This is a genomic window from Sulfurivermis fontis, assembly GCF_004001245.1.
Taxonomy (GTDB): domain Bacteria; phylum Pseudomonadota; class Gammaproteobacteria; order Thiohalomonadales; family Thiohalomonadaceae; genus Sulfurivermis; species Sulfurivermis fontis.
In genome coordinates this window covers 188,811-205,680 of the sequence record NZ_AP018724.1, presented here as the reverse complement: position 1 = coordinate 205,680, position 16,870 = coordinate 188,811, and the positions used below count along the sequence as shown (strand labels likewise).

The window sequence follows — 16,870 nt, the reverse complement described above, 5'->3', positions numbered from 1 at the left end:
TTTCAGGCGCCGGAAACGCCAACGGCCTCCCGGGGGAGGCCGTTGGCGTTTGTACTGTAAGACAGAACCGTCAAGCAGCAAGCATATTGCGCAGCTTGTTCATGGCGTTCTTTTCCAGCTGACGGATGCGCTCGGCGGAGACGTTGTACTTGTCCGCCAAATCCTGCAGCGTGGTCTTGCCGTCATCCGACAGCCAGCGCGCAGCAACGATGTCGCGGCTGCGCTCGTCCAGGGTGGCAAGGGCGCTGTGCAGACGCTGGCTGTTGTCTTCTTCGAAATTGGCGGCCTCCAGCTGCGCCGCCGGCTCGAAGCGCGTATCGGCCAGATAGGCCGCCGGCGCCATCGCCTCATCCTCATCGTCGGACTGGGCATCGAAGGTGACGTCCTGACCCGCCAGGCGCGACTCCATCTCCAGCACCGTCGCCGCCGGCACGCCCAGGTCCTTGGCCACCGCGTCCACCTCCTCTTTGGAGAACCAGCCGAGGCGCTTCTTGGAGGAACGCAGGTTGAAGAACAGCTTGCGCTGCGCCTTGGTGGTGGCGACCTTGACGATGCGCCAGTTGCGCAGGATGAACTCGTGGATCTCGGCGCGGATCCAGTGCACCGCAAAGGACACCAGGCGCACCCCCTGATCCGGGTCGAAGCGCTTCACCGCCTTCATCAGGCCGATGTTGCCTTCCTGAATCAGGTCGGCCTGGGGCAGGCCGTAGCCGGAATAACCGCGGGCGATGTGGGCCACGAAACGCAGATGCGCCATCACCAGGCGGCGCGCAGATTCCAGGTCATTGTCCTTGCGCAGACGGACCGCCAGCTCGCGCTCCTCCTCGGCAGTCAGCATCGGAATACGGTTGATGGCCTGGGTGTAGGCCTCGATGCTGCCGAGCGGGATATTCACTTGCAATTGCAGGGCTTTGCTCATCAGTTACTCCCCAAATCTCGCGTACACATGCCAGAGTGACAGTCTCAACTAAGACCAACCATAACACTCAACAATTAGCAACACAATCCCCTCTGCGAAATTCCTCAGTGGGGTAGTTTTAGCACTCTCGACATGAGAGTGCCAATAGGGGGCGGGAGTTCCCGTCAGACCGCCACGGGAGCAAGGGGGCTGATACGGCCATCGCCACGGGTCATGTAGACCCGGTTGCGGCCTTCGGCCTTGGCCTTGTAGAGAGCCTGATCGGCAATGCCGAGCAGGGCATTGAGATCCTTGCCGGGATGTTCGGCGACGGCGGCGAGTCCCAGGCTGAGGGTGACGTCCACATCGGCGGGCTTGAGCTTTTCCACCTCGGCGCGCAGGTGCTCGGCACGCACCGGTACCTTGTCGCCGTGCAGCAGAACGACGAATTCCTCGCCGCCGAAACGGGCGCACAGGCCGTCGGGGAACAGGCGGTTGAGGATGTCGCCCATGGCCATCAGCACCTTGTCGCCGATGAGGTGGCCGTAGCCGTCGTTGATACGCTTGAAGTGGTCGAGGTCGACGATGATGACCCAGCCCTTGGGTGTGCGACTCAGAAAACCCTGGCCTTCGTCCACCAGGTAGCGGCGATTGCGCACGCCGGTGAGGGCGTCGGTGGTGGCCAGCCGCTCCATGTCGGCGGCCTGGCGGCGGATGGCGTCGAACTGGTGCTTGATGAGCAGCAGCGAACGCACGCGCGCCATCAACACCTCCTCCACCAGCGGCTTGTTGACGAAGTCGTTGGCGCCGGCGCGGAACACCTCCACCTGGGTGGAGACATCGTCGTTGCCGGTGATCACCAGCACCGGCAGTTCCTGCTGGGAATAGTGCTGGCGCGCGCGCAGCACGTAGAGCAGGTCGCCGCCGGTCATCTCGCCCTTGAGGAAGAAGTCGGTGATCACCAGGTCGAAACCGCGCTCGTCCTCCTGCCGCGCCTTGCCCAGCAGATCCAACGCATCCTCCACCGCCACGGTGTGGGTCACCACCAGGCCGTGCTGTTCCAGCATGCCCTTGGTGACGGCGGCCACGGTGCGGGAGTCCTCGACGTAGAGCACACGGCCATACAGCGCGGCGTTGCGCTCGAGAAAGGCCTTGATGAACTGGCCGAAGGCCTGGAAGCCGAGGGACTTGTCGAAGTAGTCGGTGACGCCGGCGGCATAACCCTCGCGGATCAGGCGCTGGTCGGCGTCGCTGGAGATGACGATGACCGGGGTGTAGTGATGGCGCTTGCTGTGGCGGATGCGGCGGCACAGGTCGAGGCCGTCGGCGTCGGGCAGCATCAGGGCGGTGGTGACCAGGGAGAAACGCTCCTGTTCGAGCCGCTCCAGCGCCTCGGCCTCGCTGCCCACGGCAGTGACACGCGCGCCGGGCAGGGCCTCGTCCAGGCGGCGGGTGATGAGTTCACGTGACAGCGTGGAACCATCCACCACCAGTATGCTGTTGCTCATCGTTCTCCTCCGCCCCTCGTATGCTTATCACGTACTTATTATGTGCTTTTTATACCACAGCCTGTAGGAGCCCGCTCCGCAGGGGAACGATTCTAGGTCGGCTCAATCTCGCGCAGGTGCCGCCCCACCGCCAGCCAGGAACCCAGCAGGCCGAGCAGGCAGCCGCCGCTGAACAGGGCCAGGGCGGTCAGCAGGTCGAGACCGTGCAGACGGAAATCGCTGCCGTACAGCCCGGCCAGGCCGGCCACCGGGCCGGCGAGGAACAGCAGCGACACCTGGATCATGCCGAGGGCGATGAGGCCGCCGAACAGGCCGTACCAGAAGCCGGTATAGAGGAAAGGGCGGCGGATGAAGGCGTCGGTGCCGCCGATGAGCTTGATGATGACGATTTCGTCGCGCCGGTTCTGGATGGCGAGGCGGATCGTATTACCTACCACCAGCAGCACCGCCAGACCCAGCAGCGAACCGAGCACCCACACGCCGCGACTGACGATGTCCATCATGGCATAGATGCGCTTGACCCACTGCATGTCCAGCTGCGCCAGGTCCACCTCGGGGCGCGCGCGCAACTGGGTCAGCAGTTGCTCCAGCGCCTCCGGCCCCTGCGCCTGCTCCACCTTGGGAAACAACACCAGCACCGCAGGCAGCGGATTGTCTTCCAGCACCTGCAACACATCGCCGAAACCGGACAGGCTCTTGAACTCCTCCAGCGCCTGTTCGCGCGAGATGTAGCGCACGCTACCGATCTCCGGCAGTGCTTCCAACTCGCGCGCCAGGGCCTCGGCGCGCTGCTCGCTCACGCTGCGCTTGAGGAACAACGATACCTGGGTGGCGCCGTCCCAGCCGCGCGCCACCTGCTGGGCATTGCCGAGCAGCACGTGCAGCCCGGCGGGCAGGGCCAGGGCGATGCCGATCACCGCGGCGGTGAGAAGGGCGTTGAAGGGGCGGCGCCAGATCTGGCCCAGGGTGTAGAAGAAGGTCTGCACGTGGCGCAGCAGCCAGGAACGCAGCAGCGCGCCGGCACCCATCTTCACCACGCGGGCGCCTTCCGGCGCATTGGGGGTACGTGTTGTCTCGGCCATCACTGCGCCCTTCCCGTATCACCCACCAGGCGGCCGTGATCCAGCCGCAGCACGCGGTGGCCGAGACGGCGGATCAGTTCCAGATCATGGGAGGCGATGAGCACGCTGACGCCGACACGGTTGAACTCCTCGAACAGCCCCATGATCTCGCGCGACAGGTCCGGGTCGAGGTTGCCGGTGGGTTCGTCGGCGAGGAGCAGCGGCGGCTTGTTGACCACGGCGCGGGCGATGCCGACACGCTGCTGTTCACCGCCGGACAGGGTGATGGGATACATCTTCTCCTTACCGAGCAGCCCCACCTTGTCCAGCGCGGCACGCACGCGGCGGCCGATCTCCTGGTGGCCGTGGCCGGCGATGATCAGCGGCAGGGCGACATTGTCGAACACCGTGCGATCGAACAGCAGGCGATGGTCCTGGAAGATGATGCCGATGTCGCGGCGCACGTAGGGGATGCGCCGCCGCCCCACCTTGGCGAGATTCTGGCCGTTGACAATCACCTGGCCGTTGGTGGGCCGTTCGATGAGGGCGATGAGCTTGAGCAGGGTGGACTTGCCGGCGCCGGAATGGCCGGTGAGAAAGGCCATCTCGCCGGGCGCGACGTGCAGCGACACGTCGGACAGGGCCTCGTAGCCGCCGGGGTAGCGTTTGCTGACGTTGGCGAAACGGATCATTTAGAAACAGTTCCAAGTTGCAAGTTGCAAGTTACAAGAAAACCCACTTGAGACTTGTTACTTGTCACTTGCAACTTTGTAGTCACTTGTCGCTCCCCAGCAGGGCCTCGACAAACTCCCCGGCCTCGAACACGCGCAGGTCGTCGATGCCCTCGCCCACGCCGATGAAGCGGATGGGCAGGCCGAGGCGCTTGGCGATGGCGAAGATGATGCCGCCCTTGGCGGTGCCGTCCAGCTTGGTCAGGGCGAGGCCGGTGACGCCGATGGCCTGGTGGAACTGCTGGGCCTGCTGCAGGGCGTTCTGGCCGGTGCCGGCATCGAGCACCAGCAGCACCTCATGGGGTGCGCTCGCATCGAGCTTGCCCAGCACGCGCTTCACCTTCTTCAGCTCTTCCATCAGGTTGGACTGGGTGTGCAGGCGGCCGGCGGTATCGGCGATGAGCACATCGATGCCGCGGCTCTTCGCCGCCTGCAGGGCATCGAAGATCACCGAGGCGGTGTCGGCGCCGCTGCCCTGGGCGATGACCGGGATGCCGTTGCGCTCACCCCATACCTGCAACTGCTCCACCGCCGCGGCGCGGAAGGTGTCGCCCGCGGCGAGCATCACGCTCTTGCCCTCGGCCTGCAGGCGCTTGGCCAGCTTGCCGATGGTGGTGGTCTTGCCGGCGCCGTTGATGCCGACCATCAGGATCACGAAGGGGCGCTTGTCCGCGTCGATGATGAGCGGCTGACTGCTCGGCGCCAGGATGGCCGCCATGTCCTCGCGCAGGGCGGCGAACAGGGCGGCACTGTCATTGAGCTGCTTGCGCGAGATGCGCTTGGTGAGGTCCTGGATGATGGTGGTGGTGGCCTCGACGCCGACGTCGGCCATCAACAGGCGCGTCTCCAGCTCTTCCAGCAGTTCATCGTCGATCTTGCGCCCCACCGACACCAGGTCGCGGATGTCGGTGTTGAGCAGCTGGCCGGTCTTGGCCAGGCCCTGACGCAGACGTGCCAGCAGGCCGGGCTTGTCCTGCTGTTGTTCCGGTTTTTCGCCGGACTTGTTCTTGCCGAAACCAAACATGGGGTAGGAGTTCTTTGTGGAACCTGGGGCGGAAGGTTGCTGTCCTGTTTACCTGTCAGGGCGGTGGTATCCTACCACCTCGCCACACCACACCAAAGCAACACTAAGGCCGAACATGAGATCACTCGCAATTGTCCTGCTTTCCGGCGCACTGCTGGCCGGCTGCGCCACGGCGCCGCGTGCCGTCAAAAGCGAAGGGCCGGTACATGAAACCACTTTGGCCAATGGCCTCAAGGTCATCGTCAAGGAAGATCACCGCGCCCCGGTGGTGGTATCCCAGGTCTGGTACAAGGTCGGCAGCAGCTATGAACACGACGGTCTGACCGGCATCTCCCACGTGCTGGAGCACATGATGTTCAAGGGCACGCCCAACCATCCGCCGGGCGAATTCTCGCGCCTCATCGCCGCACACGGCGGACGGGAAAATGCCTTCACCGCCCAGGACTACACCGCCTATTTCCAGCAACTGGAGAAGACGCGCCTGCCCATCGCCTTCGCACTGGAGGCCGACCGCATGCGCCACCTCACCCTGGACCCGCAGGAGTTCGCCAATGAGCTGAAGGTGGTGATGGAGGAACGCCGCCTGCGCACCGACGACAACCCCCAGGCCCTCACCTGGGAGGCCTTCGGCGCCGCCGCCTGGCAGACCAGCCCCTACCGCCACCCCATCATCGGCTGGATGAACGACCTGGAACACCTCACCGTCGCCGACCTGCGCCGCTGGTACCAGACCTGGTATGCACCCAACAACGCCACCCTGGTGGTGGTGGGCGATGTGGAGCCAAACGAGGTCTTCGCCCTGGCCGAGCGCCACTACGGCCCGCTCCAGCCCAGCACCATCACCCCGCCCAAGCCGCGCGTGGAGCCGCCGCAGCGCGGCGCGCGCCGCATCGTGGTCAAGGCGCCGGCGGAGCTGCCCTACCTGGTCATGGGTTACAAGGTGCCGACGCTGAAAACCGCCGATGCGGACTGGAAGCCCTACGCGCTGGAGGTGCTGGGCGGCGTGCTCGACGGCGGCGACAGCGCCCGGCTGACACGCGAACTGGTGCGCGGCAGCCAGATCGCCGCTGGCGTCACCGCCGGCTACACCCTCACCGCCCGCCTCGGCGACCTGTTCGCCTTCAGCGGCACGCCGGCGCAGGGCCATGACGTGGCGGCGCTGGAGCAGGCCATCAAGGCGCAGATCGAGCGCCTCAAGACCGAGCCGGTGAGCAGCGAGGAGCTGGCAAGGATCAAGGCCCAGGTCACCGCCGGCAAGGTCTACGAGCTGGACTCGGTGTTCTACCAGGCGATGCAGATCGGCGTGATGGAAACCGTGGGCCTGGACTGGCGCCTGCTGGAGGAATACCCGCAGCGCATCGCCGCCGTGACACCGGAACAGGTGATGGCGGTGGCGCGCGAGTTTTTCACCGACGACAACCTCACCGTCGCCGTGCTCGAACCGCAGCCGCTGGATGGCCTCCCCCCGCGGGCGCCCGTCCCCGTTCACGTCCGTCATTGATGGTACGTCGCACGCACCCAACACACTCTGCTGAATAAGGCTTTCGACATGAGAGTTGTGATACAGAAACTGCTGCCCGTCTTGGTATTGTCGTGCTGGAGCGCCCTCGCCGCCGCACTGCCGCAGATCGAACACTGGCAAACGGCTAACGGTGCCCGCGTGTACTTCGTCGCCGCGCATGAACTGCCGATGGTGGACGTGCAGGTGGTATTCGATGCCGGCAGCGCCCGCGACGCACGACCCGGCGTCGCCAATCTCGCCGCCGGCCTGCTCACCGAGGGCGCCGGCACACTGGACGCCAATGCCATCGCGGAAAAGTTCGACGCCCTCGGCGCGCGCATCGGCAGCAGTGCCGGACGCGACTATGCCAGCGTGACGCTGCGCAGCCTGACCGACCCCGCCCTGCTGCAACCGGCGCTGGATACCCTGTCCCTGATCCTGCGCGCCCCCACATTCCCCGCCACCGCCTTCGAACGCGAACGCAAGCGCGTGCTGATCGGCCTGCGTGCGCAGGAGCAGAATCCCGGCGCCCTTGCCGAGCGTGCCTTTTACCGCGCCCTGTACGGCAACCATCCCTATGCCCAGCCGCCCCTCGGCACTGCACAGAGCGTCGCCACGCTGCGGCGTGACGATGTGCTCGGCCATTACCGCCGCTACTACGTGGCACGCAATGCCATCGTGATCATCGTCGGCGATCTGCAACGCTCGGCGGCGGAACAGGTGGCGGAGACGCTGGTGGGGCAATTGCCGCAAGGCAGCACACCGGCAGCGTTGCCGGCGGTGGCGGAGGTGAGTGGCGAAACAGTACGCATCACACACCCATCGAGCCAGACCCATATCCTGGTGGGCCAGCCGGTGCTGCGCCGCGGCGACCCGGATTATTTCCCGCTCTATGTGGGCAACCACATCCTGGGCGGCTCCGGCCTGGTGTCGCGCATCTCCGAAGAGGTGCGCGAGAAACGCGGCCTCGCCTACAGCGCCTACAGCTACTTCCTGCCCATGCGTCAGGCCGGTCCGTTCCAAATGGGAGTGCAGACCCGGAACGAATCCGCCGCCGAGGCCCTGGACGTGATGCGCGCGACGCTGGAGCGCTACCGCGCCGAGGGCCCGAGTGCTGCGGAGCTGGAGGCCGCACAGAAAAACATCACCGGCGGCTTCCCGCTCAACATCGACAGCAATAGCGACATTGCCGGCTATCTGGCGATGATCGCCTTTTACGATCTGTCGCTGGACTATCTCGACCGCTTCATCGACCGGGTGAATGCGGTTACCGCGGAGCAGATCCGCGACGCCTTCCAGCGCCGCATCGATCCGGAGCGCCTGGTCACCGTCACCGTGGGCAACGGGCAATAATCGTTTTGTGAGGAAACGCCATGCCGCCGCGGCACGGACACAACCAACTGCGCATCATCGGCGGCACCTGGCGCAGCCGTCGCGTCAGCTTTCCCGATGTGGAGGGGCTGCGCCCCAGCCCCGACCGCGTGCGCGAGACGCTTTTCAACTGGCTGGCGCCGATCATCGCGGGCAGCCGCTGTCTCGATCTCTACGCCGGCAGCGGAGCGCTGGGTCTGGAGGCGCTGTCGCGCGGCGCGGCCGAGGCGGTATTCGTCGACAGCGACCGGCGCGCGGTGCAACAACTGGAACAGAACCTGAAACTGCTCGGCGCCTCCGGCGCCCGGGTGGTGCACAGCGATGCGCTGAGTTTTCTGCAACGTCCGCCACAGCCCTTCGACGTGGTGTTTCTCGACCCGCCGTTCCGCAAGGATCTGCTGCCTACCTGCCTGGAGCGGCTGGCCACCGGCTGGCTCGCCGAGGGGGCGCGGGTGTACGTGGAAAGCGAGGCCGAACTGGGCGAGCCGCCCCTGCTGCCGGACTGGGAGCTGCTGCGCAGCAAACAGGCCGGGCAGGTGCGCTACAGCCTGTTGCAGGCCCCCTGAGGCGGATTCACTCCGGCGCGTAGAAAATGTCGCGGTAGGAGACGTACATCGCCGCCAGCATCACCGGCATCAGCACCAGCAGCCCCAGGCCGAAGGGGATCATCGCCACGATCATCAGCACCAGGGCGGCCAGGCTGTAGATCAGGAACGGCAGCACATTCTTCAGGCAGGCGCGGAAACTCAACCCCATGGCCTGCAGCGGCTTGATGTCTTCCAGCGCCACCAGGGCCGGGGCGAACCAGTAGGCCATCATCAGCGGAAGTATCAGCGCCATGGCGATGAGGACGGCGAGCAACATCGGTCCCTGCAACATCATGGCCGCCATCTCGGCATCGCGCGCCCCGCCCTGCATGCCTCCCGCCATGGCAAACACCGCACCGCCCACCGTCATACCGACGACCACGAAGATACCGATCATGCCGACCAGGTAGAGCACACCGACCAGGATCAGACTGCCGGGGTTGCGCGAAAAACCGGCGAACAGATGGCGCAGCTCGAAGCTGCCGCCCTGACGCTGCTCATGGGCACCGAGCATGAAGCCGGCGGTGAGCACCGGCGTCAGCAGGTTGACTGCCAGCGACCCCAGCAGGGGCACCAGCGACAGCACCATCATCAGCACCACCCACACCACCACGGCGCCGATCCAGGCCAGCGGGTTCTGTTTGAAATGGCCCCAGCCGCCGGCAATCCACTGCCAGCCGTGCCCTGCCGGTACACCGTGCGGCCCGGTCAGCGCCCCGGCATCGTCGCTGCGCGGCGGGGTGATGTCGGATTGTGGCGCGGCGTAGGGATTGCTGTCCTGCGCCGCGGCCTCGGCGGCCAGGCGCGCCTGCTTTTCGCGGTAGCGCGAGATGATGATGCCGCAGGCCAGGCAGTCATCCCCCTGCACCCGGTCCGAGCCGCATTTGGGGCAGCGTTCACCATTGCCCGCCGCCACCGACCCCACCGGCGCCGCTGGCACCGCAACGGAGGGAGGCACTGCCGGCGCGCCTCCCTCCACCGCTGCCAGGGACAGCCCCGTGGCTCCCGCCATGGCCTCCACCTGCACCTCCATGCCGAGCCGATCCATTACCTGGCGGTATTTCTCCGCCGCCGCCTGGTCGAGATCGGCCTTGATGGTGGTGGGCCGGGTGATCGCCGCCACCTTGCGTGCATGTTCCTCCGGTACCTTGAATGCCTGCATGAAGGACTGTATGAATTGTTCGGCCTCGACCCCGGCCTTGAGCTTCCCGCTGTAGACGACCTTGTATTTGTTGTTCATTTCTCTCCCTCATGCTGTTCTCACAGCCCCCTGCGCCCGCCCTAATTAACACGCCGCTCCGCCGCGGTCAAACCGGCGGGGTTACTTGCGGTTAGTGACGACATGGTATGCTTGTGGCCCGTCACTGCAGCGAACGCCCCCATGCCCGTCACGGCCATCTATCCCGGTACCTTCGACCCGATCACCAACGGGCACAGCGATATCATCGAACGCGCGGCACGCCTGTTCGACAAGGTGGTGGTGGCGATCGCCGCCAGCTCGAAAAAGCAGCCGGCCTTCACGCTGGAAGAGCGCGTCGCCATGGCGCAGGCGGCACTGGCCGATCTGTCCAATGTCGAGGTGTGCGGCTTCGACACCCTGCTGGCGGATTATGTGCAGCAGCGGGGGGCCCAGGTCATCCTGCGCGGCCTGCGCGCCGTGTCGGATTTCGAGTACGAATTCCAGCTCGCCAGCATGAACCGGCGGCTGGCACCCAAAGTGGAAACCCTGTTCCTCACTCCGGCGGAAAACTATGCCTTCATCTCGTCCAGCCTGGTCAAGGAGGTGGCCTCCCTCGGCGGCGATGTCTCCGCCTTCGTCCACCCCAAGGTGCTGGCTGCACTTCAAAACAGATTGCGCTAATATAGTGCGCATCGTATCCATCGGCGCCACGGCGCCCGTCAGCAGGAGGTTAGAAGTCCATGGCACTGATGATCACCGACGAGTGCATCAATTGTGATGTGTGCGAGCCCGAGTGCCCCAACGGCGCCATCTCGCAAGGCGACGACATTTACGTCATCGACCCCAATCTGTGCACGGAATGCGTCGGTCACTACGACACCCCGCAGTGCGTGGAAGTCTGCCCGGTGGACTGCATCCCCAAGGACCCCAACCACGTGGAAACCTACGAGCAGCTGCTGGCCAAGTACGAGCGTCTGCAAAAGGGCGGCTAAACCCGCCACGCTGCCGCGCTGTATCCAAGGCCCCGCCCTGCGGGGCCTTGTCGTTTTCGGGAGAACCTCATGCGCCGCCTGCTGTTCCTGCTCTGGCTCGCCCTGGCACCGGCACACGCCGTCACTCCGCCGGCCGCGGCCATCGCCAGCGCCCACCCCCTCGCCACCGCCGCCGGCCACGAAACCCTCGCCGCCGGCGGCAACGCCTTCGATGCCGCCGTGGCGGTGAGCGCCACCCTGGCCGTGGTGGAGCCTTACGGCTCGGGTCTGGGCGGTGGCGGTTTCTGGCTGCTGCACCGCGCCGAAGACGGTCGCCAAGTGATGGTCGACGGCCGTGAGCGGGCGCCGCTGGCGGCCCGCCGCGACATGTACCTGGATGAGAAGGGTGGCGTGGTAGCAGGCCTGTCCATGGACGGCGCCCTGGCCGCCGCCATCCCCGGTACCCCGGCGGCGCTGGTGCATATCGCTCGACACTACGGTCGCCTGCCCCTGCGGCAGAGCCTTGCCCCCGCCATCCGCCACGCCCGCGAAGGCTTTGAAGTAAGCGAACACTACCGTCGTATGGCCTCATTCCGCCTGGAGGCCCTGCGCGCCTCGCCCGCTGCGGCACGGACGTTCCTGCACGACAATGCCGTGCCGCCCCTGGGTTACCGCCTCCGCCAACCGGAGCTCGCCACCACCCTGGAGCGGCTGGCCCGCTCCGGCCACGCCGGCTTCTACGAAGGCCCCACCGCCCAGGCGCTGCTGCAAGGCGTGCAGGCTGCCGGCGGCCTATGGAGCGCGCAGGACCTGCACGACTACCGGGTAGTGGAGCGGGCGCCGCTGCGCGGCCAGTACCGCGGACTGACCATCACCACCGCCGCCCCGCCCTCCTCCGGCGGCGTCGCCCTGCTGCAGATGCTCAACATTCTCGCCGGCTACGACTGGGATACCCTGGACGAGGCCGACCGCGTGCACCTCGCCGTGGAGGCCATGCGCCGCGCCTACCGCGACCGCGCCGAATACCTCGGCGACCCCGACTTCGTCAGCGTCCCCGTATCCCGCCTCACCGACCCGGCCTACGCCGCACAGCTGCGCGCCGGCATCGACCCGCAGCGGGCCACGCCCAGCCGCGACCTGCCCGGCGTCGCTGCCGCAGCGGGCGGTTTTCACACCACCCACCTGTCGATCCTCGACCGCGAAGGCAATCGGGTCGCCGCCACCCTGAGCATCAACTACCCCTTCGGCGCCGCCTTCATGCCGGAGGGCAGCGGCGTGCTGCTCAACGACGAAATGGATGACTTCTCCGCCAAGCCCGGCGTGCCCAACGCCTACGGCCTGATGGGCGCCGAGGCCAATGCCATCGCCCCGGGCAAGCGGCCGCTGTCGAGCATGACGCCGACCTTCGTCGACGGCCCCGGCGGCACGGCGATCCTCGGCACGCCGGGCGGCAGCCGCATCATCACCATGGTGCTGCTCGGGGTTCTGGAGTTTGCCGCCGGCCGCGAGCCGGCCGCCTGGGTGACGCGGCCGCGCTATCACCACCAGTACCTGCCCGACACGGTGCAGTTCGAGCCCGGCGCGCTGACTGCGGAGATACAGGACGAACTGATCTTGCGTGGCCACGCCCTGCAACAGGCACAGCTGCCCTGGGGCAACATGCAGGCGGTGTGGTGGGACAGGAAGGGCGGCCGCGTCTTGGCCGCCAGCGACCCGCGCGGCGAGGGCTCGGCCGTGGTGCGCTGAGGCAGTTACAAGAGGAAAGAGAAAAGGTGCCCGTGAAGGCACTCGCACCGCGAGTACTGTCTTGAGCGATGCAACCGTGCGCGCAGCGCACACACTTCCTTGTATTTTCTCCTGTATCCAGACATCGTTCACACCGCCGTTTCGGTAGCCACTTCTAGTTTGAGCGGCTCCGGCTCGTTGACATACCAGCGGTAGCTGTTCTTGCCGTCACGCTTGGCCTGATACATGGCGTTGTCGGCCCGCACCAGGGCCTCGTCCACGTCACAGCCCGCCTCCATTGCCACCAGGCCGATGCTGCAGCCGAGCACGAAGGCGTGTTCGCCCACCATGATGGGACGGGCAAACATGGCCAGCACCTTGTCGGCCACCGCCTCCGCCTCGCGGGCCTCGGCCAGGTCCTCCAGCACCAGCACGAATTCGTCGCCGCTCACCCGCGCCACGGTATCGCTGCGCCGCACACAGTGCTTAAGGCGCTGCGCCACCGCACACAGCACCGCATCACCGGCATGATGACCATAGGTATCGTTGACCGGCTTGAAGTTATCCAGGTCGAGATACATCAGCACCAGCTGGCGGCGTGAACGGGCCGCTGCCGCACAGGACTGCTGCACACGATCCTGCAACAGGCGGCGGTTGGGCAGGCCGGTGAGGCAATCGTGCAGTGCCAGACGATGGGTAGCCATCTGCTCCTGCCGCAGCCACCAGGTCAGGAGGCCGGCCAGCACCGCGATCACCGTGCCCAGCATCAACAACCAGGGCCAGTCGACGGCCGCTGCCGTAATGCGGCCGGCCAATTCCCAGCGCCCATCGGGGAAGGTAATCGCGCCTTGTGCCTGTGCCGCCGCAAATACTGCCGCCGTCCCGGCCAGCAGGCGGCCGTTTTCATTGCGCACGGCGATCTCCACCGCCGTACCCGGGCGCGGCAAACCGGCCCGGGCCAGCAATTCATTGCGATCCAGATCGATTTCCATCATTCCCCACAGGCGGGTTCCGCCACTGTCCGGCAGGGTCACCGGCCGCACCAGGCGCAGCACGGCACCGGCAGCGGTGGGGGTGAGCCGGGGCGGGGCGGCATACACGTGGCTGGGCTGTCCCTCGCGCAGCAATACCATGCCGAGCAGCAGGGCATCGCCCTCGGCCAGCCGCTGCATCAGGGCGGAAAAGTCGCGGGCGGAAACATCGGGATGAGTGGCGACATAGGCGGCGATACCGCTGCCCAGGTAGAGGTACTTGTCGAGCAGACTCTCGACGCGCGCGGTCAACAGGCGCAACTCCTGCACCACTGCGGCCTGCTGAAGCTCAGCCTGCCGTTGCCGCTCCTGCGTATCGAGAATCAGGGTCAACGCCAGCAATGTCACCGCCACCGCCGCCCCGGACATGAAGGGGGAGATTTTCATCCGTGAAGGCCATACCTGCCAACCGTGCAATGGCGGGAGTATAGCGCCGCTGGCCCGAAAATAAACCGGCAATTTGCAGGATTATGTGGCCGGTGGCTTGGCCCATGCGCCGACCGGCGCGCTCACTGTAGCGGGCGCACTCGGCTCACCCACCCAATGCAGACTTTCGGCGGCCCAGTGGATCAGACACAACTCGCCCTGCGGCGTCTCCACCAACGCGCTGCAATGCTCCACCCAATCGCCGGCATTGGCGTAGCACAGCGGCTGTTCCTGCCGCAGGGCCGGCTGGTGGATGTGGCCACAGACCAGGCCGTCCACGTGATGCCGCTCGGCCTCGTGCAACGCTGCCTGCTCGAAGCGCGCCACATAGGCCACCGCATTCTTCACCCTGCCTTTGATCCAAGCCGACAGGGACCAGTAGGGAAAACCCAGCCGGCGCCGGGCATGATTGTAGAGACGGTTGAGCCACAGCAGCACATCATAAAAGCCACTGCCGACATGACCGAGCAGGCGGTTGCAACGCACCGCACTGTCGAATTCGTCGCCATGCAGCAAAAGCAGGCGCTTGCCGGTGGCGGTGACGTGCACCAGTCCCTGACGCACCTCGATGCCGTTGAATTCAGCTCCGGCGTAATCGCGCAGCCATTCATCGTGATTGCCCGGCACATACACCACGCGGGTGCCATGGCGCGCCTTCTCCAGTATCGCCTGCACCACCTCGCTGTGCAGGCGCGGCCAGTACCAGCCGCTGCGCGCCTTCCAGAAATCGACGATGTCACCGAGCAGATAGAGATACTCGCTGTCGCTATGACGCAGAAAATCCAGCAGATGCTCGGCCTGCGCATCACGCGTGCCGAGATGGATGTCGGAGATGAAAATGGCGCGCAGCTGCAACCGGCTCATGGCGGCACTCCCCGTGGCTGATGTTGCGCCGACTGTGCCTGCCCGTTGTGACCGCTACGCTACGGAAAGGTTAAGAAATCAAGAAGCAGTGCTCCCACCACAACACATGGCCCGACTCGAAACCGCAGCATTTTCGTCATCCCGCCGTCATCCCGACGTTTTACCGTTGCGCCACCATCGTTGATGCCATGGAGAAACATCATGACCGCGTGCGAGCGCGCCCATCCCTTCCGCCTCAACGGCAGCCTGCGTCTTACGCGCCACGCCGAACTCGACCGCCTGCTGGAAGGCACACTGGAACAGGCCAGCGCCCTGGCGCGGCTGGACCGCATGTACCAGGCCCTGCCGCCGGCGGCGGATTGCGACGAGTTTCTGCAACAGGCCCTGGACGCCTTCAACATCCGCGTGCACTGCTCGACGGAAATGCTGCAGCGCGTACCGGTGCATGGCCCGCTGGTGGTGGTGGCCAACCACCCCTTCGGTGCCCTGGAGGGCGTGATACTCGCGCGGTTGTTGCGTTACGTGCGCCGTGACGTCAAGATTCTGGCCAATCATTTCCTGGAACGCATTCCGGAACTGCGCGAACTGTTCCTCAGCGTTGATCCGTTCGGTGGCGAGGATGCCACCCGGCGCAACCGGCGGCCGCTCCGCCAGGCCCTGCAACATCTGGAGCAGGGCGGCCTGCTGGTGGTATTCCCCGCCGGCGAGGTATCGCACCGTCACCTCGACGGCACCACCACCGATCCACAGTGGCACACCACGGTGGCACGACTGGTGCGCCGCACCGGGGCGACGGTGCTGCCAGTCTATTTCCCCGGCAGCAACAGCCTGCTGTTCCATCTCGCCGGCCTGGTGCACCCACACCTGCGCACCGCGTTGCTGCCGCGCGAACTGCTCAACAAGCGCAACCGCACCATCGCACCGCGCATCGGCCAGCCGATCCCGTTTGCCCGGCTGAAATCCCTCGCTGACACCGCCCTGACGGCACAGCTGCGCCTGCGCTGCTATGCCCTGGCGGCACAACGCGACGCGCGTCCGGCGGCGAACGGTACGCGCCCGCTGGAGCCCATCGCCGATGCCGTCGCCACCCCGCTGCTCTGCGCCGAGGTGGCGGCACTGCCGCCGGAACAACGGCTGGATGACAGTGGCGAGCTGCAGGTATGGTATGCGCGCGCCGGCCAGATCCCGTGGCTGTTGCAGGAACTCGGGCGCCTGCGCGAGCTCACCTTCCGCGCCGTCGGCGAAGGCACCGGCCGCAGCCGCGACATCGACCTGTACGACGCCTACTATCTGCACCTGTTCATCTGGGATCGTCAGAACCAGCAGGTGGTGGGCGCCTATCGCCTGGGCCTGGCCGACGAGATCGTGCGGCACTTCGGCCCGCACGGCCTCTACACCCACTCGCTATTCCGCTATCACCGTCGCCTGCTGCAGCAGATCGCTCCGGCCATCGAGCTGGGCCGTTCATTTGTACGCCCGGAGTATCAGCGCAGCTATTCGCCGCTGCTGCTGCTGTGGAAAGGTATCGGCCAGTTCATCGCCCGCCACCCGCGTTATCACACCCTGTTCGGCCCGGTGAGCATCAGCGGCGACTATGCCACCCAGTCACAGCAATTGCTGGTGCAGTTCCTGCGCGCCAACAACTCCCTGCCGCAACTGGCGCGCTATGTCCGCCCGCGCCGGCCGTTCCGCGCCCCTTTGCGTCCGGCCTGGCCGCAAGGCAGCACACCGGCCGATCTGGAGCAGCTGTCGGAACTGGTTTCCGCCATCGAGGCGGACGAGAAGGGTGTGCCGGTACTGTTGCGCCAATACCTCAAGCTGGGCGGACGGATTCTCGGCTTCAATGTCGACGAGGCGTTCAACAACGCACTCGATGGCCTGATCATGGTCGACTTGCGCCAGACCGATGGCAAGGTGCTGGCCAAGTACATGGGTAGAGAGGCGGCGGAGCGCTTTCGCATCCGCCACGGCGTGCAGGTGGAGACGGCCTGA

The 16,870-nt window shown here is 66.0% G+C and carries 15 protein-coding genes; 7 read left to right on the top strand and 8 right to left on the bottom strand.

Annotated features, from left to right (window positions below; all coding sequences use genetic code 11):
* Nucleotides 1–70 precede the first annotated feature (70 nt).
* The 5 genes from rpoH to ftsY form a co-directional block, all read right to left on the bottom strand.
* Nucleotides 71–919, bottom strand: a complete 849-nt coding sequence (gene rpoH, locus EP379_RS01020) for an RNA polymerase sigma factor RpoH (protein ID WP_127474863.1) — start codon at nucleotides 917–919, stop codon at nucleotides 71–73.
* 164 nt (nucleotides 920–1,083) lie between these two features.
* Complete coding sequence (locus EP379_RS01015; protein ID WP_127474861.1) at nucleotides 1,084–2,406, bottom strand: response regulator; 1,323 nt, start codon at nucleotides 2,404–2,406, stop codon at nucleotides 1,084–1,086.
* 92 nt (nucleotides 2,407–2,498) lie between these two features.
* Nucleotides 2,499–3,488 (bottom strand): permease-like cell division protein FtsX, encoded by a 990-nt coding sequence (gene ftsX, locus EP379_RS01010; RefSeq protein WP_232023946.1) that lies wholly within the window; start codon nucleotides 3,486–3,488, stop codon nucleotides 2,499–2,501.
* On the bottom strand, nucleotides 3,488–4,159 hold the full coding sequence (ftsE, locus tag EP379_RS01005) for a cell division ATP-binding protein FtsE (RefSeq protein WP_127474859.1): 672 nt from the start codon (nucleotides 4,157–4,159) through the stop codon (nucleotides 3,488–3,490). Before ftsE ends, ftsX begins: the two co-directional genes overlap by 1 nt.
* Nucleotides 4,160–4,241: 82 nt before the next feature.
* On the bottom strand, nucleotides 4,242–5,222 hold the full coding sequence (gene ftsY / locus EP379_RS01000; protein ID WP_127474857.1) for a signal recognition particle-docking protein FtsY: 981 nt from the start codon (nucleotides 5,220–5,222) through the stop codon (nucleotides 4,242–4,244).
* Between the two features lie 115 nt (nucleotides 5,223–5,337).
* On the opposite strand from ftsY, the gene EP379_RS00995 reads away from it, so the two are divergent.
* Genes EP379_RS00995 through rsmD form a run of 3 tightly spaced genes read left to right on the top strand, consistent with a single transcriptional unit; the run spans nucleotide 5,338 to nucleotide 8,660 of the window.
* Nucleotides 5,338–6,723 carry a M16 family metallopeptidase gene (locus EP379_RS00995; RefSeq protein ID WP_127474855.1) on the top strand — a complete coding sequence of 462 codons (1,386 nt, stop codon included), beginning with the start codon at nucleotides 5,338–5,340 and terminating at the stop codon, nucleotides 6,721–6,723.
* A gap of 48 nt (nucleotides 6,724–6,771) precedes the next feature.
* Complete coding sequence (locus EP379_RS00990; protein ID WP_172600333.1) at nucleotides 6,772–8,076, top strand: M16 family metallopeptidase; 1,305 nt, start codon at nucleotides 6,772–6,774, stop codon at nucleotides 8,074–8,076.
* Between the two features lie 20 nt (nucleotides 8,077–8,096).
* Nucleotides 8,097–8,660 carry a 16S rRNA (guanine(966)-N(2))-methyltransferase RsmD gene (gene rsmD, locus EP379_RS00985; RefSeq protein WP_127474853.1) on the top strand — a complete coding sequence of 188 codons (564 nt, stop codon included), beginning with the start codon at nucleotides 8,097–8,099 and terminating at the stop codon, nucleotides 8,658–8,660.
* 7 nt (nucleotides 8,661–8,667) lie between these two features.
* Here rsmD and EP379_RS16460 read toward each other — a convergent pair whose 3' ends face one another.
* Nucleotides 8,668–9,921 carry a BPSS1780 family membrane protein gene (locus EP379_RS16460; protein ID WP_197722830.1) on the bottom strand — a complete coding sequence of 418 codons (1,254 nt, stop codon included), beginning with the start codon at nucleotides 9,919–9,921 and terminating at the stop codon, nucleotides 8,668–8,670.
* A 141-nt stretch (nucleotides 9,922–10,062) separates the two neighbouring features.
* Between EP379_RS16460 and coaD the strand changes: the two genes are divergently transcribed.
* The 3 genes from coaD (at nucleotide 10,063) to ggt (ending at nucleotide 12,578) form a co-directional block, all read left to right on the top strand.
* Nucleotides 10,063–10,542, top strand: a complete 480-nt coding sequence (gene coaD, locus EP379_RS00975; RefSeq protein WP_127474850.1) for a pantetheine-phosphate adenylyltransferase — start codon at nucleotides 10,063–10,065, stop codon at nucleotides 10,540–10,542.
* Nucleotides 10,543–10,601: 59 nt separating this feature from the next.
* Complete coding sequence (locus EP379_RS00970) at nucleotides 10,602–10,853, top strand: YfhL family 4Fe-4S dicluster ferredoxin (protein WP_127474848.1); 252 nt, start codon at nucleotides 10,602–10,604, stop codon at nucleotides 10,851–10,853.
* A gap of 69 nt (nucleotides 10,854–10,922) precedes the next feature.
* Complete coding sequence (gene ggt, locus EP379_RS00965; protein ID WP_127474846.1) at nucleotides 10,923–12,578, top strand: gamma-glutamyltransferase; 1,656 nt, start codon at nucleotides 10,923–10,925, stop codon at nucleotides 12,576–12,578.
* A 128-nt stretch (nucleotides 12,579–12,706) separates the two neighbouring features.
* Here ggt and EP379_RS00960 read toward each other — a convergent pair whose 3' ends face one another.
* Nucleotides 12,707–13,975, bottom strand: coding sequence for a GGDEF domain-containing protein (locus tag EP379_RS00960; protein ID WP_127474844.1), 1,269 nt, complete (start codon nucleotides 13,973–13,975; stop codon nucleotides 12,707–12,709).
* Nucleotides 13,976–14,056: 81 nt separating this feature from the next.
* Nucleotides 14,057–14,878 carry a UDP-2,3-diacylglucosamine diphosphatase gene (locus tag EP379_RS00955; RefSeq protein ID WP_127474842.1) on the bottom strand — a complete coding sequence of 274 codons (822 nt, stop codon included), beginning with the start codon at nucleotides 14,876–14,878 and terminating at the stop codon, nucleotides 14,057–14,059.
* 201 nt (nucleotides 14,879–15,079) lie between these two features.
* On the opposite strand from EP379_RS00955, the gene EP379_RS00950 reads away from it, so the two are divergent.
* A complete protein-coding gene (locus EP379_RS00950; RefSeq protein ID WP_172600332.1) occupies nucleotides 15,080–16,870 on the top strand; it encodes a lysophospholipid acyltransferase family protein in 1,791 nt (596 codons plus the stop codon).